At 67.4% G+C, this 22,001-nt stretch carries 14 protein-coding genes; 13 read left to right on the top strand and 1 reads right to left on the bottom strand.

The genetic code is table 11. The features are described 5' to 3' along the window. Window positions 1–13 precede the first annotated feature (13 nt). From C6571_RS02000 to ltaE, 12 genes are all read left to right on the top strand, one after another. Window positions 14–2,401 (top strand): xanthine dehydrogenase family protein molybdopterin-binding subunit, encoded by a 2,388-nt coding sequence (locus tag C6571_RS02000; protein WP_106445212.1) that lies wholly within the window; start codon window positions 14–16, stop codon window positions 2,399–2,401. Window positions 2,402–2,556: 155 nt separating this feature from the next. Next, the gene (locus C6571_RS01995) at window positions 2,557–3,354 is read left to right on the top strand and encodes an FAD binding domain-containing protein (protein ID WP_106445211.1); all 798 of its coding nucleotides are present in this window, start codon (window positions 2,557–2,559) and stop codon (window positions 3,352–3,354) included. Window positions 3,355–3,629: 275 nt separating this feature from the next. Continuing rightward, a complete protein-coding gene (locus C6571_RS01990; protein ID WP_106445210.1) occupies window positions 3,630–4,556 on the top strand; it encodes an AAA family ATPase in 927 nt (308 codons plus the stop codon). 187 nt (window positions 4,557–4,743) lie between these two features. Next, window positions 4,744–5,985, top strand: a complete 1,242-nt coding sequence (locus C6571_RS01985) for a vWA domain-containing protein (RefSeq protein WP_106447982.1) — start codon at window positions 4,744–4,746, stop codon at window positions 5,983–5,985. Window positions 5,986–5,997: 12 nt separating this feature from the next. Beyond that, window positions 5,998–6,657, top strand: a complete 660-nt coding sequence (locus C6571_RS01980; RefSeq protein ID WP_106445209.1) for an SRPBCC family protein — start codon at window positions 5,998–6,000, stop codon at window positions 6,655–6,657. 9 nt (window positions 6,658–6,666) lie between these two features. Further along, entirely contained in the window at window positions 6,667–7,692 is a 1,026-nt protein-coding gene (locus C6571_RS01975) for an XdhC family protein (RefSeq protein WP_106445208.1), read from the top strand. A 166-nt stretch (window positions 7,693–7,858) separates the two neighbouring features. Next, complete coding sequence (locus C6571_RS01970; RefSeq protein WP_106445207.1) at window positions 7,859–9,547, top strand: AMP-binding protein; 1,689 nt, start codon at window positions 7,859–7,861, stop codon at window positions 9,545–9,547. Window positions 9,548–9,783: 236 nt separating this feature from the next. Further along, window positions 9,784–11,205, top strand: a complete 1,422-nt coding sequence (locus tag C6571_RS01965; protein ID WP_106445206.1) for an MdtA/MuxA family multidrug efflux RND transporter periplasmic adaptor subunit — start codon at window positions 9,784–9,786, stop codon at window positions 11,203–11,205. A gap of 37 nt (window positions 11,206–11,242) precedes the next feature. Next, window positions 11,243–14,365 (top strand): efflux RND transporter permease subunit, encoded by a 3,123-nt coding sequence (locus C6571_RS01960; RefSeq protein ID WP_106445205.1) that lies wholly within the window; start codon window positions 11,243–11,245, stop codon window positions 14,363–14,365. Window positions 14,366–15,298: 933 nt separating this feature from the next. Continuing rightward, the gene (locus tag C6571_RS01955; protein WP_106445204.1) at window positions 15,299–18,394 is read left to right on the top strand and encodes an efflux RND transporter permease subunit; all 3,096 of its coding nucleotides are present in this window, start codon (window positions 15,299–15,301) and stop codon (window positions 18,392–18,394) included. After that, the gene (locus tag C6571_RS01950; protein ID WP_245901358.1) at window positions 18,312–19,808 is read left to right on the top strand and encodes an efflux transporter outer membrane subunit; all 1,497 of its coding nucleotides are present in this window, start codon (window positions 18,312–18,314) and stop codon (window positions 19,806–19,808) included. Before C6571_RS01955 ends, C6571_RS01950 begins: the two co-directional genes overlap by 83 nt. 59 nt (window positions 19,809–19,867) lie before the next feature. Next, window positions 19,868–20,932 carry a low-specificity L-threonine aldolase gene (ltaE, locus tag C6571_RS01945; protein WP_106445203.1) on the top strand — a complete coding sequence of 355 codons (1,065 nt, stop codon included), beginning with the start codon at window positions 19,868–19,870 and terminating at the stop codon, window positions 20,930–20,932. 6 nt (window positions 20,933–20,938) lie between these two features. On the opposite strand, the gene C6571_RS01940 is transcribed toward ltaE, so the two are convergent. Then, on the bottom strand, window positions 20,939–21,307 hold the full coding sequence (locus tag C6571_RS01940; protein WP_106445202.1) for a hypothetical protein: 369 nt from the start codon (window positions 21,305–21,307) through the stop codon (window positions 20,939–20,941). Between the two features lie 38 nt (window positions 21,308–21,345). Between C6571_RS01940 and C6571_RS01935 the strand changes: the two genes are divergently transcribed. Continuing rightward, entirely contained in the window at window positions 21,346–21,963 is a 618-nt protein-coding gene (locus C6571_RS01935; RefSeq protein WP_106445201.1) for an ABC transporter ATP-binding protein, read from the top strand. The last annotated feature ends 38 nt before the right edge of the window (window positions 21,964–22,001 follow it).

Below are 22,001 nucleotides of genomic sequence, written 5' to 3'. Positions count from 1 at the left end.
GGAGACACAAGCCATGGGTGCATCCGACTTTTCCAAGCTGCCGCACATCGGCGAATCGGTCCGCCGCAAGGAGGACTACCGCTTTCTCACCGGCGCTGGCCAGTACACCGACGACATCGTCCTGGCTGCGCAAAGCTTTGCTGTGTTTGTGCGCTCACCGCACGCGCACGCGAAGGTGGTCAGTGTGAACACCGACGCTGCCAAAGCGGCCCCCGGTGTGATCGGCGTGTTCACCGGGGCCGATGTCGCGGCCGACAACATCAACGGACTGCCCTGCGGCTGGCTCATCACCAGTACCAATGGCGAGCCCATGAAGGAGCCACCGCACCCCATCCTGGCGCAGGGCAAGGTGCGCTACGTAGGCGACGGTGTAGCCATGGTGGTGGCCGAAACCCTGCAACAGGCGCGTGATGCCGCCGAGCGCGTTGAGGTCGACTACGACGTGCTGCCTGCGGTCGTCAACGTCGCCGATGCGGCTGCAGGCGCTGTGGCCGGTGCTGGCCTGCACGACATTGCCGAGGACAACCACTGCTTCAAGTGGGCGATTGGCGACAAGGGCGCCGTCGAATCGGTGTTTGCCACTGCGGCCCATGTCACCAAACTTGACTTGGTGAACAACCGCCTGATCCCCAACGCCATGGAGCCGCGCGCCGCCATCGGCTCGTACAACCGCGGCACCGACGAATACACCCTCTACGTCAGCAACCAGAACCCGCACGTTGAGCGCCTCTTGATGACGGCGTTTGTCATGGGCCTGCCCGAGCACAAGGTGCGGGTGATTGCGCCCGATGTGGGCGGGGGTTTTGGCTCCAAGATTTTTCTGTACGCTGAGGACGTGTGCCTGACCTGGGCGTCAAAAAAGCTGGGCCGCAACATCAAGTGGGTGGCCGACCGCAGTGAGTCCTTTTTGACCGACGCGCATGGCCGCGACCATGTCAGCCACGCCGAGATGGCCATGGACGCGAACGGCAAGTTCCTCGCCATGCGCGTGCACACCGACGCCAATGTGGGCGCCTACCTCAGCACCTTTGCCAGCGCTGTGCCGACCATCCTGTATGCCACGCTGCTCGCCGGTCAGTACAGCACGCCGCAGGTGTACGTTGAGGTGGACACCTGGTTCACCAACACGTCTCCCGTGGATGCCTATCGCGGCGCTGGCCGGCCCGAGGCCACCTACCTGCTGGAGCGCCTGGTCTCGCGCTGTGCGTGGGACATGGGGCTTGCCCAGGACGAAATCCGCAAGCGCAACTTCATCACCAGCTTCCCCTACCAGACGCCGGTGGCGCTGCAGTACGACATCGGCGACTACCACGCCTGCATGACGCAGTCGCAGGAGCTGGCCGATGTGGCGGGCTTTGCTGCGCGCCGTGCCGCCAGTGAAGCCAAGGGCTTGAGGCGCGGCATGGGCTACAGCAGCTACATCGAAGCCTGCGGCATCGCGCCCTCCAACATTGCCGGTGCCCTCGGCGCGCGGGCCGGCCTGTTTGAATGCGGCGAGGTGCGGGTGCACCCTACCGGCAGCGTCACGGTGTTCACCGGCTCGCACAGCCATGGCCAGGGGCACGAGACGACCTTTGCCCAGGTGGTGGCGGCGCGCCTGGGCATTCCGGTGGAAAACGTGGACATCGTGCACGGCGACACCGGCCGCGTGCCCTTTGGCATGGGCACCTACGGTTCGCGCTCGATCAGCGTGGGCGGCGCTGCCATCATGAAGGCGCTGGACAAGATCGAGGCCAAGGCCAAGAAAATAGCCGCGCATTTGATGGAAGCGAGCGCTGCCGACATCGACTTTGCTGGCGGCGAGTTCACAGTCAAAGGCACCGACAAGAAAATCCCGTTTGCCCAGGTGTCTCTCGCGGCCTACGTGCCGCACAACTACCCGCTGACGGAGCTGGAACCCGGCTTGAACGAAACCGCGTTCTACGACCCCACCAACTTCACCTTCCCGGCCGGCACCTACATCTGCGAGGTGGAAATTGATCCGCAAACCGGCGTGGTGCGCGTGGACCGCTTCACTGCGGTGGACGACTTCGGCACCATCATCAATCCGATGATTGTGGCGGGCCAGGTGCACGGCGGTGTGGCGCAGGGCATCGGCCAGGCGCTGATGGAGAACGGTGTCTACGACCGTGAAACCGGTCAGCTGCTGACCGGCAGCTACATGGACTACGCTATGCCGCGCGCCGACGACTTCCCGCAGTTCAAGCTCGGCCATGTCTGCACGCCGTGCACGCACAACCCGCTGGGCACCAAGGGCTGTGGCGAGGCCGGCGCCATCGGTTCGCCGCCCGCGGTCATCAATGCGGTGCTCGACGCCCTTGCACCTCTGGGTGTGAAGGACTTCGACATGCCGGCCACGCCGCACCGCGTGTGGCAGGCCATCCAGAACGCCAAAACATGAAATACCCCCTGAGTCGCTTCGCGCCTTCCCCCTCTAGGGGGACGCCGCCAGCGCGGCGGGGCGGCCCTTGCGCGGCGGCCGCTGGCGCGCCCCGCGCGTGTTCCAAGACTTGCGAGCTTCTACAGCCGCAACAGGAAAACTAACAGGAGACCGATATGTACGCATTCACCTACGAAGCGCCCACTTCCACCGCCGCCGCTGCAGCGCAGGCCGCCGCTGGCGCACGCCCCCTTGCCGGTGGGCAAAGCCTGCTGCCCTCGCTGCGCCTGCGCCTGGCCGACCCGGGCCAGCTGGTGGACCTGGGCCGCATCCCCGAGCTGGCCGGCATCCGCAAGGAAGGCGACCACATCGTCATCGGCGCCATGGCGCGCCACCAGCAGGTGGCCGACAGCGCCGAGGTGCGCGCCGCCATCCCCGCGCTGGCCGATCTGGCGAACCACATTGGCGACCGCCAGGTGCGGGCGCGCGGCACGTTGGGCGGCTCGCTGGCCAACAACGACCCCGCGGCCTGCTACCCGAGCGCCGCGCTGGCGCTGGGTGCCACCATCGTCACCAACCAAAGGGAAATCGCGGCCGATGATTTCTTTGTCGGCATGTACACGACGGCCTTGGAAGAAGGCGAGCTGATCACGGCGGTGCGCTTCCCCATCCCGCGCAAGGCGTCGTACCAGAAGTTTCGCCAGGGCGCCTCGCGCTTTGCTTTGGTGGGCGTGTTTGTGGCCCAGACCGCCAGCGGTGTGCGCGTGGCTGTCACGGGAGCGGCCAGCAGTGTGTTCCGCCAGAGTGCGCTGGAGGCTGCGCTGAACCAGAGCTTTACCGTGGCCTCTGCGGCGGCGGTGAAGGTGGACGTGTCGGACCTGGGCAGCGACATCCACGCCAGCCCGGTGTACCGCGCGCAGCTCATCAGCGTGCTCACGCAGCGGGCCGTCAAAGAAATGGCGTCATCCCCCTGAGGCGCTGCGCGCCTCGGTGCGGCCGCCAGACGCGGCAGCTCTTCGGAGCCGTCCAAGCCTGCGCAGGCAGGCTTGGAGCCGAGGCCCTCAGTCCCTTCTCTCGGCTTCGCCGGGAAGGGGGACACCGCCAGCGCCTGTATGACGAACGGTTGGCGGCTCTTGCGCGGCTCTTGCGCGGCGGTTGCTGGTGGGACAGTGGTGAGACAGATTTTATTAACTAAATGTGGCTCTAGCGCTTATTGAGTAAGCGCTTGCAGCTATTTAAACAATAGCAAATGAACGCAGACCCGCAGGTTCTCGCGCCTGCGTCCATCGACGCGCTGGCACAGGCGCTCCAAGCCGAAGGCTATTTCGCCGACCGGCGCCTCGCCACGGCGGCGTGGCTCGCACTCAAACTGCAGCGCCCGCTGCTGCTCGAAGGCGAACCCGGCGTCGGCAAGACGGCGCTGGCCCAGGCGCTGGCGCGCGCGCTCGGTCGGCCGCTGATTCGCCTGCAGTGCTACGACGGCCTGGAACAGCGCGAAGCCCTGTACGAATGGAATTACAGCGCGCAATTGCTTCACATGCGTGCTGCGGAAGCCCAGGGCGGGCTGGACACGGCGCACATCGAGCGCGAGATTTACCAGGAGCGCTACCTCGTCAGCCGCCCGCTCTTGCAGGCCCTGCGCACCCCAGCGCCAGGCGCGCTGCTGCTGGTGGATGAAATCGACCGCGCCGACGAGCCCTTTGAGGCGTTCTTGCTTGAATACCTGGGCGAATACCAGGTCAGCATCCCTGAACTCGGCACGGTGCACGCCGCCGCGCCGCCCGTCACCCTGCTCACCAGCAACCGCACGCGCGACCTGCACGACGCTGTCAAGCGCCGCTGCCTATACCACTGGCTCGACTACCCCGACCGCGAGCGCGAACTCGCCATCGTCCGCGCCCAGGTTCCGGGTGCCAGCAGCACCCTCTCCGGGCAGGTGGCCGATTTTGTGGCGCGTCTGCGCAGCCAACCGTTTGCCAACGCCTTCCAGCGCGCCCCTGGTATTGCTGAAGCGGTGGAATGGGCCAAGGCGCTGGTGGCACTCGACACCTTGGTGGTGGACCCCGAAGTGGTGCTGGACACCGCCGGCATCCTTTTTAAGCAACGCGAAGACGTTGCTGCGCTGACGCAGGATATCGCGGCGCAGCTTCTGACCACGCCAGACTCGGACAGCTGACGTGCCGCCGCTTTACCCAGAGTCAGCCACGGATTCGCCGCCGGGCCGCCCCAAGGCGAATCACGCCCCCTCGGGGGGCAGCGAACCACGCGCAGCGGGGAGCGTGGGGGCCACGGATTCGCCGCCGGGCCGCCCCAAGGCGAATCACGCCCCCTCGGGGGGCAGCGAACCACGCGCAGCAGGGAGCGTGGGGGCTACCTACACCAGCCAGCTGGGCGACGCCCGCCGGGGCAAGTTCGCAGGCAATCTCGTAGGCTTCTGCCGCGCGCTGCGCCGCGCTGGCCTGCCGGTAGACGCCTCCCGCATGGCCCTGGCGCAAGAGGCCGCCATGCTCGTCGGGCTGGCGCGTGCCGACCTGTGCGCTGCGTTAGAGGCTGTGCTTGTTGCGCGTGAGCAAGACCTTTTGGTGTTTCGCGAACTGTTCGCCGCCTACTTCCGCAACCCCAACGTCGCGCAAAAACTGCTGGCGCAGATGCTGCCCAGCGCAGAGAGCCTTGCCGAGCCCATCAAGCGCCGCCCCCGCGTGGCCGAGGCGCTGGCGCCGGTGCGTGCTGCCCGTGCGCCCGCAGAGCCTGAAGAAGACAAAATTGATTTCGATGCCGCCATGACGGCGAGCGAGCGCCAGCGCCTCCGTGCGGCCGACTTCAACCAGCTCTCGGCGAGTGAATATCTGCTGGTGCAGCGCCTGGCCCAGCGCGTGCCGCTGCCCTTGCCGCGCTATGCCGCGCGCCGCACCCGGCCCGGAGCGCATGGCGTGCGCGCCGACTGGCCGCTGGCCCTGCAGCGCGCCATGCGCACGGGGGGCGAACTGGTGCAGGTGCCACGCCTGGAGCGCCAAAGCCAGCCGCTGCCGCTGCTGGTGCTTCTCGACGTGTCGGGCTCGATGGAGCGCTACGCGCGTCTGCTGCTGGCCTTTCTGCACGCTGCCACGGCGCCCGGCAGTGGGGCAGCCAATGGGGTGGGTCGGCGTGACGTGTTTGCCTTCGGTACCGAACTCACCGACCTCACGCCCGCCTTTCGCCACCAGGACCCCGACACCATGCTTGAGCGCGCCAGCGCTGCCATTCCCGACTTTGCCGGCGGTACGCGCCTGGCGCAATCGCTGGCGCAGCTGCGCACGCAGCACACCCGGCGTCTGGTAGGCAGGCGCACGCTGGTGCTGTTGGTGAGCGATGGTCTCGATACCGGCGAACCCTGCGCACTGGCCCAGGAGCTGGCCTGGCTCAAGCGCCACTGTGCGCGCCTGCTGTGGCTCAATCCGCTGCTGCGCTTTGGGGGCTATGAGCCCAGCGCGCGCGGCGCCGCCGAGCTGCACCGAGCGGCCGACGCCATGCTGGCGGTGCACAACCTGGAAAGCTTGCAGCAACTCGCAAGCAGCCTGGCGCAGGTGCTGCGTGCGCCCGCGCGCAGCCGACAACTCGAACATTGAGGAGAACTTCCTATGGAAATGCAAGCCAGCCGCGCGCTTCCTGCCAGTCAGCAACAGGCCTGGGATGCGCTGAACGACCCAGAAATGCTGAAGTTGTGCATACCCGGCTGCGACAAGCTCGAAGCCACTGGCGAGGGCCAGTACGCCGTGGGCATGGCACTCAAAATTGGCCCGGTGTCGGCGAAATTCAGTGGCAAGCTCGCGCTCAGCGACATTGTCCCGCCAACAAGCTACCAGCTCGCCTTTGACGGCCAGGGCGGCGTGGCGGGTTTTGGCAAGGGCCAGGCGCAGGTGCGGCTCGAGGCGCTGCCGGACGATTCGCTTGGCCAGCCCTGCTGCGAGCTGCACTACACGGTGCACGCCACCGTGGGCGGCAAGATCGCCCAGCTGGGCCAGCGCCTGATCGACGGCGCCGCCAAAGGCATGGCCGAAGACTTTTTTCGCCGCTTCGACGAGCAATTGCGCCGCCGCCACCCACGGGCCGAGCCGCCGGCGGATACGGAGCCGATGGACGCCGAGGCGCGGGAAGGCGCCGCAACCGTGCTGCTCGATTCACGGCCTGGTGTGGATGCCACTGAGCGCGCCGGGGCGACGCCCTCAGGCGGCATTCCAGTCTGGGTCTGGGGTGCGTTGGCTGCAGTGCTGGTGGCCGTGGCGATGTACCTGAGCTGAGGCAAGGGCATGGACAACCTGGACGTCACCGTACTGCGCGCCCTGGCCGAGTGGCGCCGATCAGGCCAGCGCGCCTTGCTCGCCACCGTGGTGCGCACCTGGGGCTCGTCCCCCCGGCCGGAGGGCTCGATCATGGCGCTGTGCGAGAACGGTGCCGTGATGGGCTCGGTCTCGGGTGGCTGCATTGAAGATGATTTGATCGCCCGCTTCACGCGCGCCTGGGTGGGTGAGGGCGACGACGCTGCGAGCGTCGGCGGCCCGCCCGTCTTCGCCAAATACGGTGTCACGGCCGACGAAGCGCACCGCTTTGGCTTGCCCTGTGGCGGGACGCTGGAGCTGCTGATCGAATTCGATCCCGATGCAGAGACACTGGCCGAATTGCTGGCCGCACTGGAGGCCGGCAAGCTGATGCAGCGCAGCGTGCGCTTGCCGGACGGTGCTGTCGTGCAGCGCCCCGCCGCCACGCCCGCCACCTTGCTGGCCGACGCCGGGCAGGTGGTCAACACCTTTGGCCCCGAATACCGCATGCTCATCATCGGCGCCGGGCAGATGTCGGAATACCTCGCGACGATGGCGCTGTTTTCCGGCTTCGCCGTCACCGTATGTGACCCGCGCGAGGAATACCGCAGCAGTTGGAGCGTGGCCGGCGCCCGCGTCGTCAGCGACATGCCGGACGACGTGGTCAGCGCGATGCGGCCCGACCGGCGCACCTGTGTGGTCGCCCTCACGCACGACCCCAAGCTGGACGATCTGGCGCTGTTGCAAGCCTTGGAGACGGAGGCCTTTTACGTCGGCGGCATTGGCTCGCGGCGCAACAACGCGGCGCGGCGCGCGCGTCTGAAAGAGCATTTCGACCAGACCGATGAGAGCCTGGCACGCCTGCGCGGCCCCATTGGCATCTATATTGGCAGCAAGACCCCGCCCGAAATCGCGGTCAGCGTGATGGCCGAAGTGCTGGCGGTGAAGAACGGCGTTGCCCTGCCGCGCGACATGGAGGTGGCGCAGGCAAAGCAGGTGCGTGAGGGCATGGCTTAGGGCCTGTTAACAGGCCCTAAGCCATGGCCCAGGCGCCACGGCGCTCAGAGCTTCTTTTGATGGGCATCAATTGGGCTAGGCAGACCACTCTACCCAAGGGTCTTTACCCACCTTGAGCCCCTGCAGGGGCTCCTACACTGGTGCGATAACCACCGTGGGAGACCTCATGCCGACAAAAATTGCCCCTGATCTGCTTGCGCTGCAGCGCCTCTATGCCTGGGAAAAAGAGGCTCCGACCCGTATTGCCCTGACCCAGCCCATGGGCGACGGCACGGTGCGCGACTTCACCTGGAGCGAATTGGCCGACGAAGTGCGGCGCATGGCGGGGCACCTTCAATCGATGGGCATTCAGCCGGGCGACAAGGTGGCCATCCTGTCGAAAAACTGCGCCTGGTGGTTGATGAGCGATCTGGCCATCTGGATAGCGGGCGGCGTCTCCGTCCCGCTCTACCCGACGCTGGCTCCCGACACCATCGGGCACATCCTCAAGCACAGCGAGGCGCGCGCCTGCTTTATCGGCAAGCTCGACGGCTGGGAGGCCATGGCGCCGGGCGTGCCGGCAGATTTGCCCTGCATCAGCTACCCGCTCTCGCCCGCATCGGCGCGCAAGGCCTATCCGCTCTGGGACACGCTGTGCAAGGCCGCCAAGCCCGTCACCGGCCAGCCGGTGCGGGACGGCGACGATCTGGCCACCTTGATCTACACCTCGGGCACCACCGGCATGCCCAAGGGTGTCATGCACAGCTTCAACAACTTTGCCTGGGCGCTGGATGCCGGCATCCGTCGCCTGCCCATGGGGCAGGACGACCGCATGCTGTCCTATTTGCCGCTGGCGCACGTGGTGGAGCGGGTGCTGGTAGAGCACGGCTGGCTGCGCACCGGCATGCACGTGTTTTTTGCCGATTCGCTCGAGACCTTTACCGCCGACCTGCAGCGCGCTCGTCCCACCATCTTCTTTTCGGTGCCACGCCTGTGGGTCAAGTTCCAGCAGGCCATTCAGCACAAGATGCCCGAGCCCAAGCTGCAGCGCCTGCTGGGCCTGCCCTTCATCGGCGGTCTGGTGCGGCGCAAGATTCAGAAGACGCTGGGCCTGGACCAGGCACGCATCTGCGCTGGCGGCGCCGCGCCCATGCCGCTGGCGCTGCTGCAGTGGTACGGCAAACTCGGCATTCACATCAATGAGGGCTACGGCATGACGGAAAACCTCGCCGTCTCCCACATCACCGTGCCGGGCAAGAACCAGCAAGGCAGCGTAGGCCCGGCCTACGATGGCGTGCAAGACCGCATTGATCCCGAAACGGGCGAAATCCAGATGAAGAGCCCGGCGTTGATGCAGGGTTACTACAAGGCTCCCGAGCAGACCCGCGATGCCTTCACAAAGGACGGGTGGCTGCGCACCGGTGACAAGGGCCGCATCGACGCCGACAAGTGCCTGCACATTACCGGTCGCGTGAAGGATTTGTTCAAGACCGGCAAGGGCAAATACGTGGCACCCGCGCCCATCGAAGACAAGCTGGGCGGGCACGAAGCGGTGGAGGCCTGCGTGGTCACTGGCGCCAACCTGGGCCAGCCGCTGGGCATTGTCATGCTCAATCCGGAGGCCGCTGCGGGTGCCAAGTCGGCCGAAGGCCGCAAGGCGCTGGAGCAATCGCTCACGCAGCACCTGGCCAAGGTCAACGCCACCCTGGATCCACACGAGCAACTGCAATGCATTGTGGTCAGCACCACACCCTGGACGGTGGAGAACGACATCATCACTCCCACCTTCAAGGTCAAGCGCAATCGCATTGAAGATCTGTACGCTGCGAAATTCAACGAATGGGAAGCGTCGCGCAAGAAGGTGCTTTGGGCTTGAGCCCAAGGCAGAGATTTTTCTATTCAAATCAGCTTCCAGCGCTTATCCATCAAGCGCTGGAAGCTATCGATTTATGAGCATTTGAACTCCGTGTGGTGAGCAGATACCTTGGGTGCGAGGCGCTGACCTCGGTAAACCGCGCGTAAAAGACCGGTAAAGGCAGCCAGGGCGGTCGGCACAGAAGCCGGGCGCTGGCTACCATCGCAGGCCACTGCCCGCTTTTTGGCCCGCCTGCCATGTCGCCTCCTCGTCCATTCTCGTTTTTCCCCCGTTTCGCTCATGGTCGCGCGCGCGGTCTGCTCCTGCTTGGCCTTTGCGTACTGGCGGCGGCGCTTGCCGGCGGCTGGTGGTGGAACAAGCAGCGCAGCAGTGACGGGGCGACCACGGGCTCGCAGGCGAGCCAGTCCGGCCGGGGCGGGCGCGGCGGTCGTTTTGCGGGGGCGGCGACGCAGCCGGTATCGGTGGGGGAGGTGCGGCGTGAAGACCTGCGCGTGCGCGTGAGCGCCATTGGCAGTATGAGCGCTCGCGCCACCGCTGTGGTGCGCGCCCGCGTTTCGGGTGAGCTCACGGCGCTTCATTTCAAGGAAGGCGACGAAGTCAAGGCGGGCGCGCTGTTGGCGCAAATCGACCCGCGCAGCTACGAGGCTGCTCTGGGCCAGGTGCAAGGCACGCTGGCGCGCGACGAGGCGCTGCTGGCCAACGCGCGCATTGACCTGGCTCGCTACCGCGAGCTGCAGCAGCAAAATTCCATTGCCGGGCAACAGGTGGACACGCAGGCGGCGCAGGTGCGCCAGCTCGAAGGCACGGTGGCGGCCGGGCGGGCGGCGCGCGATGCCGCGCGCCTGCAACTGTCCTACACGCGCATCACCGCGCCCATCGCCGGGCGCCTGGGGCTGCGCCAAGCCGACCGGGGCAACGTAATAACGCCGGGCGACGCCAGCGGCATCGTCAGCATTACGCAAACGCGGCCCATCGACGCCGTGTTTTCTGTGCCCGAAAGTCTGCTGCCGCAAATCACGCCACGCATGGCCGCCGGTGTGCCCCTGCCGGTGGAGCTGTGGGACCGCGAGATGCGCCGTCGCCTGGCCACGGGCCGGGTCAGCGCGCTCGACAACACCATCGACACCGCCACCGGCAGCATCCGCATCAAGGCCGCATTTGCCAACGAAGACGGGGCATTGTTCCCCAACCAGTTCGTCAACGTGGTGCTGCAGCTCGACACCCTGGCCGGTGTGCTGACCGTTCCTTCCACCGCCGTGCAAAACGGCCATGTCTATGTGGTGCAGCCCGATGGCAGCGTCGCCTACACCACGGTGCGAACGGGCGTGAAGGACGGCGAGCGCGTCAGCGTGGAAGGCGAACTGCCAGTGGGAGCACAGGTGGTCACCGACGGGCTGGACCGTTTGCGCGACGGCGCCAAGGTCATCGTCATCGCGCCGCCCGCGCCGCAAGGTGCGCCCTCCAGTGCACCTGTGGCCCAGGCGCGGCGCTTCGATCCGTCCACCTTGCCGCCTGAGCTGCGCGAGAAACTGGCCAAGATGTCGCCCGAAGAGCGCCGTGCTTTCATTGCCGCGCGCCGCGCCAAGGCGGCGGCAAGCAGGCCAGCGGAAGCGGGCCCGGCACCTGCCTCGACGCCCGCTTCAGCCGTCCGGCCGTGATCGCCCAGGTCGGTCTTTCAAGGCGGGCTCCCTGCGCATGAATATCTCGCGCCCTTTCATCCTGCGGCCCGTGGCCACCTCGCTGCTGATGCTGGCGCTGCTGCTGTCGGGCTTGCTGGCGCTGCGCCTGCTGCCGGTGTCGGCCTTGCCCGAGGTGGATTACCCGACCATCCAGGTCACCACGCTTTACCCCGGCGCCAGCCCCGACGTGATGACCGCCACCGTCACTGCGCCGCTGGAACGCCAGTTTGGCCAGATGCAAGGCCTGACGCAGATGTCGTCCACCAGTTCGGGTGGCGCCTCGGTGATCACATTGCGCTTTTCGCTGGACGTGGCCATGGACGTGGCCGAGCAGGAGGTGCAGGCGGCGATCAACGCCGGCAGCAACCTGCTGCCAAACGACTTGCCGATGCCGCCGTTCTACAGCAAGGTCAATCCGGCGGATGCGCCCATCCTGACGCTGGCCATCACCTCGCCCTCGCTGCCGGTGATTCGCGTCAACGATCTGGTCGAGAACCGCCTGGCGCCGCGCATCTCGCAGGTGGCGGGAGTGGGCCTGGTGGCGGTGGCAGGCGGGCGCCGGCCGGCGGTGCGCATCCAGGTGAATCCGGCGGCGCTCGCGGGCCTGGGCCTGGGCCTGGAAAACGTGCGCACTGCCATCGCCGCAGCCAACGTGCGCCAGGCCAAAGGGGGCTTTGACGGGCCGGACCGGGCATCCAGCATCGACGCCAATGACCAGCTGCAGTCGGCCGCCGAATACCGCAACCTGGTGCTGGCGTTTCGCGGCGGCGCGCCGATTCGCCTGTCCGACATCGCCGAAACGGTGGACGACGCCGAGAACACGCGCCTGGCCGCATGGGCTGGCACGCCGGAGACCGGCAGCCGCGCCGCTGTCATCCTCAACATCCAGCGCCAGCCAGGGGCCAACGTCATCGACACCGTCGACCGCATTCAGGCACTGCTGCCGCAACTGCGCAGCACGCTGCCGGCCTCGCTGGATGTGCAGGTCCTCTCCGACCGCACCGTCACCATCCGCGCGTCGGTGCGCGACATGCAGTACGAACTGCTCCTCGCCATCGCGCTGGTGGTGGCTGTCATCTTCGTGTTTCTGCGCAGCGGCACGGCCACCTTGATTCCCGCCGTGGCGGTGCCCCTCTCGCTGATCGGCACCCTGGGCGTGATGTACCTGGCGGGTTTTTCCATCAACAACCTGACCTTGATGGCGCTGACGATTTCCACCGGCTTTGTGGTCGACGATGCGATTGTGATGATTGAGAACATTGCACGGCATCTGGAGCATCCCGAGGCCGTGCCGCTTACCCCGCTTCAAGCCGCCCTCGAGGGCTCGCGCCAGATCGGCTTCACCATCATCTCGCTCACGGTGTCGCTGATCGCGGTGCTGATCCCGCTCCTGTTCATGGGCGACGTGGTGGGGCGCTTGTTCCATGAATTCGCCATCACCATGGCGGTGTCCATCGTCATCTCGGCCGGAGTGTCGCTGACGCTCACGCCCATGCTCTCCGCACGGCTTCTGCGCCCGCCCGAGCCCGAAAAGCACGGCCGACTGTTCCACGCCACGGGGCGATTTTTTGACCGCACCATTGCCGCCTATGGCCGGATGCTGGAGCGGGTCCTGGACCACAGCCTGCTGACCTGGATCGTCTTCCTGGCCACGCTGGCGCTGACCGTGCTTCTGTATTTCTGGGTCCCCAAGGGTTTTTTCCCGACGCAGGACACCGGCCTCCTGCAGGCCACCACCGAGGCCGACCAATCGATCTCGTTTGCTGCCATGGCAGCGCGCCAGCAGGCGGTGGCCGAGCGCTTGTTGCAAGACCGGGCCGTGCACAGCATTTCGTCCTTCATTGGCGTGGATGGGCAGAACACCACGCTCAACACCGGCCGCCTGCTGATCTCGCTGCAGCCGCACGGCATGCGCGAGGGTGCGGCCGTGGTGCAGCAGCGGCTGGCGGCTTCGGTGCACGATCTGCCGGGCATTCGCCTGTTCGTGCAGCCGGTGCAGGATCTGACGATTGAAGACCGCGTGGCCCGCACGCAGTACCAGCTGCTGCTCTCGGCGCCCGATGCCGGCGCCCTCCAGAGTGCTTCGCAGGCCATGGCGACGCGGCTCGCGCAGTTGCCCGAACTCTCTGACGTCGCCAGCGATCTGCAGGACCAGGGCCTGCAGGCCTATGTGACCATCGACCGGGCCGAGGCCAGCCGGCGCGGCGTCACCGTGGCGGCCATCGATACCGCGCTTTACAACGCTTTTGGCCAGCGCCTGATCTCCACCATCTTCACCCAGTCCAACCAGTACCGCGTGGTGCTGGAGGTGGCCCCGCGCTTTGCGCTGGGGCCCGAGGCGCTGGCGGGAATCTACGTGCCGGTGGCGGGAGCCGCCAATGCTGCGCCCGTGCCGCTCTCCGCCCTGGCGCGCATCGAGGAGCGGCGCATGCCGCTGGCCGTGAACCACGTCGGCCAGCTGCCTGCGGCGACGTTGTCGTTCAATGCCGCCCCTGGCGTGGCGCTGGGTGATGCGGTCAAGGCAGTGCAGGCCGCACTGGAAGATGCGCGCAGCAGCGGCTCGGTGGCGCCGGCGGTGGATGCCAGCTTTCAGGGCGCGGCGCTGGCGTTCCAGGCGTCGCTGTCGAACACGCTGCTGCTGATTCTGGCGGCGGTGGTCACCATGTACATCGTGCTGGGCGTGCTCTACGAGAGCATGGTGCACCCGGTGACGATCCTCTCGACCTTGCCTTCGGCAGCGGTCGGCGCGTTGCTGGCACTCAAGATTTCGGGGGCCGAGCTCGACATCGTGGCGGTGATCGGCATCGTGCTGCTCATCGGCATCGTCAAGAAGAACGCCATCATGATGATCGACTTCGCGCTGGACGCCCAGCGCGAGCGCGGCCTGCCGCCCCGCGCTGCCATCGTGCAAGCCTGCCTGCTGCGCTTTCGCCCGATCCTCATGACGACGCTGGCGGCGCTGTTTGGCGCGCTGCCGCTGATGCTGGGCGGTGGCGTGGGCAGCGAATTGCGCTTCCCGCTGGGTGTCACGGTGGTGGGCGGGCTCATCCTCAGCCAGTTGCTGACCTTGTTCACCACGCCGGTGATTTACCTGACGTTTGAGGACTGGTCGCAGCGGTGGAAGGCGCGCCATGCGTAGCCAAAGAATTGGGGTCAGATTCCAATTATTTCGGCTTCGATTCGGACAATTGGGGTTGGATGCCAATTGTTTGCTTGGGTTGAGGGCGGGTGCCGGGTCTCGCCCCGGCGGGCGAGTTTCTTTTAAATCAACCCGCGTGGCGGGTTGTCTTTGCGCCGACAAAGGTGCGCTTTGCGCACGGTGCTCTCGCACGCTGCTGCGCAGCTTCCTCCAGCACCAAAAGAAACCAAAAGAAAGGCGACCCTGCTGGCTGCGTCCCTCCGCTTCGCTGCGGGCAACCTGCGGCGGAGCACTTGCGGGGTGCGCCGTGGAACTCGCTGCGCGCCTGCGGCGCTCCGCTCAGACAGCCACGGCGAGCCAGTCCACGCAGCATGCGCGCACCAGCGCGCATGCCACCCCGCAAGTGCTCCGCCGCAGGCGCCTCCAGAAGGGCTGGGGCGGCCAAACAGCCCCAACATCCACACGGGCCATAGCTGCGCTCGGCTCAGCTTGCGCAGCGCGTGGCGCTTGCGCCCGCGACGCGAGGCCGAGCGCAGCTATGGCCCGAACGGATGTCCGGCTGCGCGTTCCCTTCTGGCCGTGCCGAGAAGCGCAGGGCGCGGGGCGGGCGTGTGCCGAAGGACACACGCCTTCGTTGACTAACTCGCTGCGGCTGTTTGAGCGGAGCGCGCCAGCGCGCAGCGAGTTCCGCAGCGCGCCCCGTGAACGAGCATCGCAGGTTGCCCCGCGCGCAGCGCGGGGTCGCGGACAGCAGGGTCGCCTTCTCTTTGGTGACTTTCTCTTGGCGACCAAGAGAAAGTTACTGCGCCGCCGGGCGCACACTCCGGCACCCGCCCTCAACAAATTAAATCTTTCAAAAAATATAGCTACCAACCCAATACAGGTAAGCGCTAGAGCACAAAAACACCTTAAATCCGCCAGCAGAGGTCATCCATGAGCCTCTCCACCCCCTTCATCCACCGCCCGGTTGCCACGCTGCTGCTCACGCTGGCGCTGGTCCTCTCCGGCGCAGTCGCCTACTTCCTGCTCCCTGTCGCGCCACTCCCGCAGGTCGACTACCCGACCATCTCCGTCTCCGCCAGCCTCCCCGGCGCCAGCCCGGACACCATGGCAGCGACGGTGGCCACGCCGCTGGAGCGCGCGCTGGGCGCCATTGCCGGGGTCACCGAGATCACCTCGCGCTCCACGCAGGGCAACACGCGCGTCACGCTGCAGTTTGATTTGAGCCGCACGGTCGATGGCGCCGCGCGCGACGTGCAGGCGGCCATCAACGCCGCGCGCACGCTGCTGCCCAGCGGCATGCCGAACAACCCGAGCTACCGCAAGGTGAACCCGGCGGATTCGCCCATCCTCATCCTGGCGCTCACGTCGGACGCGCTCACCCGCGGGCAGATGTACGACGCGGCGTCCACCGTGCTGGCGCAAAAGCTCTCGCAGGTCGAAGGCGTGGGCCAGGCGACGGTGAGCGGCGGCGCGCTGCCGGCCGTGCGCGTGCAGCTCGACCCCACGCGGCTGGCGGCCAACGGCATTTCGCTCGAGCAGGTGCGCAGCGCCATCACCGCCACCAACGCGCACCGGCCGCTGGGCGCGGTAGAGCGTGAAGACCACTACTGGCAGATTGCCGCCAACGACCAGGCGCGCGTGGCGGCCGACTATGCGCCGCTGGTGCTTCGGACCAGCGCCGACGGCCACGCGGTGCTGCTGCGCGATGTGGCGGACGTGATCGACGGCGTGCAGGACGTGCGCAACTTTGGCGTGGCCAACGGCAAGCCGGCGATCTTGCTGCAGATCTACAAGCAGCCCGGCGCCAACATTCTGGAGGCTGCCGACCGGGTGCGCGCGCTGCTGCCGCAGCTCAAGGCCTCAATTCCGGCGGCCATCGACGTGCAGGTGGTTTCTGACCGAACGCCGACGCTGCGCGCCTCGGTGCGCGAGGTCAAGCGCGCCCTGGTGCTGGCCGTGGCGCTGGTGGTGATGGTGGTGTTTTTGTTCCTGCGCAGCGCCCGCGCCGCGCTGGTGCCCAGCGTGGCGGTTCCGGCGTCGCTGATGGGCGCGTTTGGGGTGATGTATCTGGCGGGCTACACGCTGGACAACCTTTCCTTGATGGCGTTGACCATCGCCACGGGCTTTGTGGTGGACGACGCGATTGCGGTGCTGGAGAACATCGCCCGCCACATGGAGCGCGGCAAAACCGCGCTGCAGGCGGCGTTGGACGGCTCGCGCGAAATCGCCTTCACGGTGCTGTCGATGAGCATTTCACTCGTCGCCGTGTTCGTACCCATCCTGTTCATGGGCGGTGTGGTGGGGCGGTTTTTCAGGGAGTTTGCCGTCGTCATGTCGGCCGCCATCCTGATCTCGCTGGTGGTGTCGCTCACCACCACGCCCACGCTGTGCGCGCTGCTGCTCAAGCCCCGCCCGGCGCGTGCGCCCAGCCGCGTGGGCCGGGTGCTGGACCGCGCTGGCGCACGCGGCATGCGCGCCTACCGGCGCAGCCTGGCCTGGTGTCTGCGGCACCAGCCGCTGGTGTTGGCCGCACTGGTGGGTGTCATTGGCCTGAACGTCTACTTGTACACCGCGATTGAAAAAGGCTTCCTGCCTGAGCAGGACACGGGCCGCATCATGGGCTTCATTCGCGCCGACGAGGCCAGCTCCTACCAGGCGATGGAACGGCGCATCCAGCGTTTCCTGGCCATCGTGCAGGCCGATCCGGCAGTGGAAAACGTGACTGGCTTCACCGGCGGGGGCCAGCGCAACGCCGGCGCCATGTTCATGACGCTGAAGGCCGAGCGCAAGGAGCCGTCCGACGCGGTCATTGCGCGCTTGCGCGCTCAGCTCAAGGACGAACCCGGCGCGCGCCTCTTCATGGTGCCGCAGCGCGACATCCGCATTGGCGGGCGCCAGAGCAGCGGTTCGTTCGACTACACGCTGCAGGCCGACGATGTGGCCGACCTGCGCACTTGGGAGCCGCGCATCCGCGAGGCCCTGGCCGCACTGCCGCAGCTCGAAGACGTCAACAGCGACGTGCAGGACCACGGCGAACAGACCACGCTCGACCTTGACCGCGACGCCCTCGCGCGCCTGGGGCTCACCGTTGCGCAGGTGGACGCCACGCTGAACGACGCCTTTGGCCAGCGGCAGGTGGGCGTGATCTACAACCCGCTCAACCAGTACCGCGTGGTGATGGAGGCCGCGCCGCGCTTTCTGCAAGACCCGAGCACGCTGGACGGATTCTTCTTCATTTCCAAGACCGGTCAGCAGGTGCCGTTGTCCGCCTTCGCCAAGGTACGCAGCACGGTGACTCCCTTGGCGGTGAACCATGAGAGCGGCACACCGTCCAGCACCATCAGCTTTGGCCTGGCGCAGGGCGTGGCGCTGTCGGATGCGACCGATGCCATCGAAGATGCCGTCGCGCGCCTGGGCGTGCCGGTGTCGGTGCGAGGCAGCTTTGGCGGCAACGCGGGCGCTTTTCAGAAAGCACTGGCCAGCCAGCCGCTGCTGATCCTGGCGGCGCTGCTCACCATCTATCTGGTGCTGGGTATGCTGTACGAGAGCCTGCTGCATCCGCTGACCATTCTCTCCACCCTGCCGTCCGCTGGCGTGGGCGCGCTGCTGGCGCTGATGGCGTTTGGCACCGAGTTTTCGCTCATCGCGCTGATCGGCGTGTTCCTGTTGATCGGCATCGTCAAGAAAAACGCCATCTTGATGATCGACTTTGCCCTGGCGCGCAGGCGCGGCGGCCACGCGAGCGCGGCGCAGTCCATCTTCCGTGCGGCGCAGCTGCGTTTGCGCCCCATTTTGATGACCACGATGGCGGCGATTTTTGGTGCACTGCCACTGGCGCTGGGCACGGGCGACGGGGCCGAGCTGCGCCAACCGCTGGGGATTGCGGTGGTGGGCGGCCTGCTGGTCAGCCAGGTGCTCACGCTCTACACCACGCCCGTGGTCTATGTGCTGCTGGAACGCGCCCGTGCGCGGCTGCGCCGGGGCTGGCGCAGACCGGCTGCGGCCCCCCGACTGGAGACTGCCTGATGGTTTTTGCCCTGAACTGTGTTGTCCGCATGGGTGCGCGGCTTCTGCTCGCCGGTGCGGCCCTGCTCGCCGGCTGCACCACGCCGCCGCCGTATGTGCCGCCGGCGGCACCCTTGCCTGCGCAGTGGAAGGAGGGCGCAGACGCTGCGTTCTGGCGCCTGGCCCAAGGCGGCGAAGGCGTGCAGGCCGATTGGTGGACGCACTACGCCGACCCCGAACTCAACCACCTGCAGCTGCAGGCGCTGGAGGGCAACCCCGGCCTGGCGCAAAGTGCGGCGCGCCTGCGGGCAGCGCAGGCGGCGCTGGCCGGTGCGCGCGCACCGCTGCTGCCGCAGCTGGGGCTGAACGCTGCCAGCAGCCGCGCCCAGGCCACGCCGGGGGCCATGCAGCCAGCAACCAGTCGCTGGGTCTCAGCGCCAGTTGGGAAGTGGATCTGTGGGGCCGCGTGTCCGGCACCGTGAATGCTGCGCAGGCGAGCAGCGAGGCCAGCGCGGCCGACCTGGCTGCGGCCCGGCTGTCGCTGCAGGCCCAGGTGGCGCAAAGCTATTTCGCGCTGCGCGCGGCCGAGGTGCAGCAGCAGCTGCTGGCTGCCGTGCTGGCCACCTACGACCAGAGCCGCACGCTCACGCGCAACCGGGTGCGCGCCGGGGTGGCGCCGCCATCCGACGCCGACCAGGCCGAAGCGCAGTACCAGAGCACCCGCGCCCAAAGCTTCGAGGCTGCGGCCAACCGGGCGCAGTGGGAGCACGCCCTGGCTGCGTTGCTAGGCCAGGCGCCGTCCTCCTTCGCGCTGCAGCCCAGCGCGCAATTGCCCCAGGCGCCGCAGGTCCCGCTGGCCCTGCCCGCGCAACTGCTGCTGCGTCGCCCTGACATTGCCGCTTCCGAACGCCGCGCCGCAGCCGCCAACGCGCAACTGGGCGTGGCGCAAAGTGCATTTTTTCCGGCGCTCACGCTCTCGGCCAGCGCAGGGTTTCGCGCAAGCAGCCTGGCGTCGCTGATTTCGGCGCCCAACCTGGTCTGGGCCCTGGGTCCGCAGCTCGCGCTCGCCCTGTTCGACGGTGGTGCGCGCAATGCCGCTCGTGAAAGCGCGCTGGCCAATGTGGAGCTGGCAGGGGCCGCCTACCGCGCTGCGGTGCTGGCGGCGCTGCAGGAGGTGGAGGATGCACTCTCCAGCGCTGCCGCGCTGCAGCAACAGGCCCAGGCCCAGGCGCTGGCCGTGGCCGCCGCCCAGCGCGCGCTGACCGTGGCCGAGAACCAGTACCGCGCCGGGCTTGTCGGCTACCTCAACGTGCTCTCTGCCCAGGCCAGCCTGTTGGCAGGCCAACGCAGCCAGATCGAGTTGCAGCGCCAGCAGCTGGTGGCAGTCAACAGCCTGTTGAAAAACCTGGGCGGCGGCTGGGCTCCCGCGCCTTGAATGGGCTGCGCACCCCTGCGCGGCTACCATCCAAGACCTATCGATTCCTGGAGCCGCCCATGCCGGACTTTCGCAGCGACACCGTCACCCAACCCACAGCCGCCATGCGCCAGACCATGCTGGCTGCCCCCTTGGGCGACGACGTTTTTGGCGACGATCCCTCGGTCAATGCCCTGCAAGACCATGCCGCGCAGTTGCTGGGCTTTGAGGCCGCGCTGTTTGCCCCCACCGGCACGCAGACCAATCTGATCGCCCTGATGGGCCATTGCCAGCGCGGCGACGAGGCGATTGTCGGCCAGAGCTGGCACACCTACCGCTGGGAAGCCGGGGGCATGGCGGTGCTGGGCTCGATTCAGCCCCAGCCGGTGGAAACGCAGCCCGACGGCACGCTCAAGCTGGCCGATATTGCCGCCGCCATCAAACCCGACGACCCGCACTTTGCCCGCACCCGCCTGGTGGTGCTGGAGAACACCACGGGTGGCCAGGTGCTACCCACGCCCTACATCGCCGAGGTGGCCGGGCTGGCCCGTGGGCGCGGTCTTGCCATGCACCTGGACGGGGCGCGCTTGTTCAATGCCGCCACGGCGAATGCGCAGGCCAATGGAAGCGACGTTTACGACGAGGCGCGCGCCATCTGCAAGCATTTCGACTCCGTCTCCTTGTGTCTGAGCAAGGGCCTGGGCGCACCCGTCGGCTCCTTGCTGTTGGGCCGCCACGATTTCATTCGCCAGGCCCGGCGCACGAGAAAAATCCTGGGTGGTGCCATGCGCCAGGCCGGCGTGCTGGCCGCCGCCGGACATTACGCGCTGGAGCACCATGTGCGGCGCATGGCGGACGACCATGCCTTGCTGCGCCAGCTTGCGGACGGGCTGCACGCTGCACAGCGCACGCAGCCGGCACTCCAAGGGCGCCTGGAGGTGCATGCAGCGCAGACCAACATTCTGTTCACGGACGTCGCGCCGGACATTGCTCCGGCGTTCATGGATGCGCTGGCGCGCGGCGGCGTGCGCGTGACCAGCAGCCTGTACGGTGGCCAGACCCGGCTGCGCTGGGTGACGCACCTGGATGTGGGGCCGGCCGATGTGCGGGCCGCGCTCGATTGCATTCAGGCCTTTGCAGGCTGATCGTTGTCAATCCAGGCCAAACGCCTGGGCCAATGCCTGCGAGAAGCCCGCCGATCCGCTCACGGTCAAACTCAGCGTGCAGCGCCCACTGTCAGACGCGAGCGGGGTGTGGTCGAGCGCCTTGCGCCCGGCGTCGTAGGCCAGCGCCCGATCGCCCACGCCCTCCTGGCTGCAGTGCAGCGCGTAGCTCCATTCGCCCAGTTCGACGCCACCCGCATCGGGCGCGCCAAAGGCCGCGTGCGCCCAGGCGAGCACGGACTGCACTTCGCGCAGTGCAGCGGGCAGGCGAACGGGCCGCACACTGGCCAGCGCGTCCCAGCTGCCCGCACCGTCGGCGTCGTCGCTGTGGTCAAAATCGAGGTATTCCAAAACCATGGGCACATTGTCTGCGTCCCTACGCCACTATTCTTTCCATGCCTGCTTCCGAACCCCTTCTGGTACTCGAACAAATCGAATTGCGCTGGCCCCACAGCCCGATGTTTGCCGCGCTGGATTGGCGCGTTCCCGCTGGCGCCGCGCTGGTGCAGGGCGGGCCGGGCAGCGGCAAAACCACGCTGCTGCGTTTGCTCGCCGGCACTGCAGCGCCCACGCGCGGGCAGGTCCTGCTGCACGGCGCGCCGGTCCAGCCTGCGCAGGTGTTCTGGCCCGAACGCGATGCGGCGGGAACCGAGCAGATGGTCGTGCGCGACTGGTGGCGGACGGTTGCCGCGCGCTGCCCCGCTTGGGACCCATCCGCGCTGGAGCGGCATGTGGCGGGCTTCACCTTGGAGGCGCACCAGAACAAGGGGTTTTTCATGCTCTCCACCGGCTCCCGCCGCAAGGCCTGGTTTGCCGCCGCACTGGCCAGCGGCGCGCCGCTGACGCTGATCGACGAGCCATTGGCCGGGCTGGACCTTGCCTCGCGGCGCTACCTGAGCGCCGCCATTGCCGATGCGGCCCAGCAAGCAGGCCGCGTCATCGTGGTTGCGCACGATGCGCCGCTGGCGGATGTACCCTGGACGGCGCTGTTGGCACTGCCGGATCGCGAGTGATCGCTGGTCTGCAACGCCTGGTCCGTCCAGTGTTGGGC

It is taken from the genome of Simplicispira suum (assembly GCF_003008595.1).
Lineage (GTDB): Bacteria > Pseudomonadota > Gammaproteobacteria > Burkholderiales > Burkholderiaceae_C > Simplicispira > Simplicispira suum.
The sequence above is the reverse complement of the archived record's forward strand: the minus strand, read 5'-3'. Positions and strand labels throughout refer to the sequence as shown.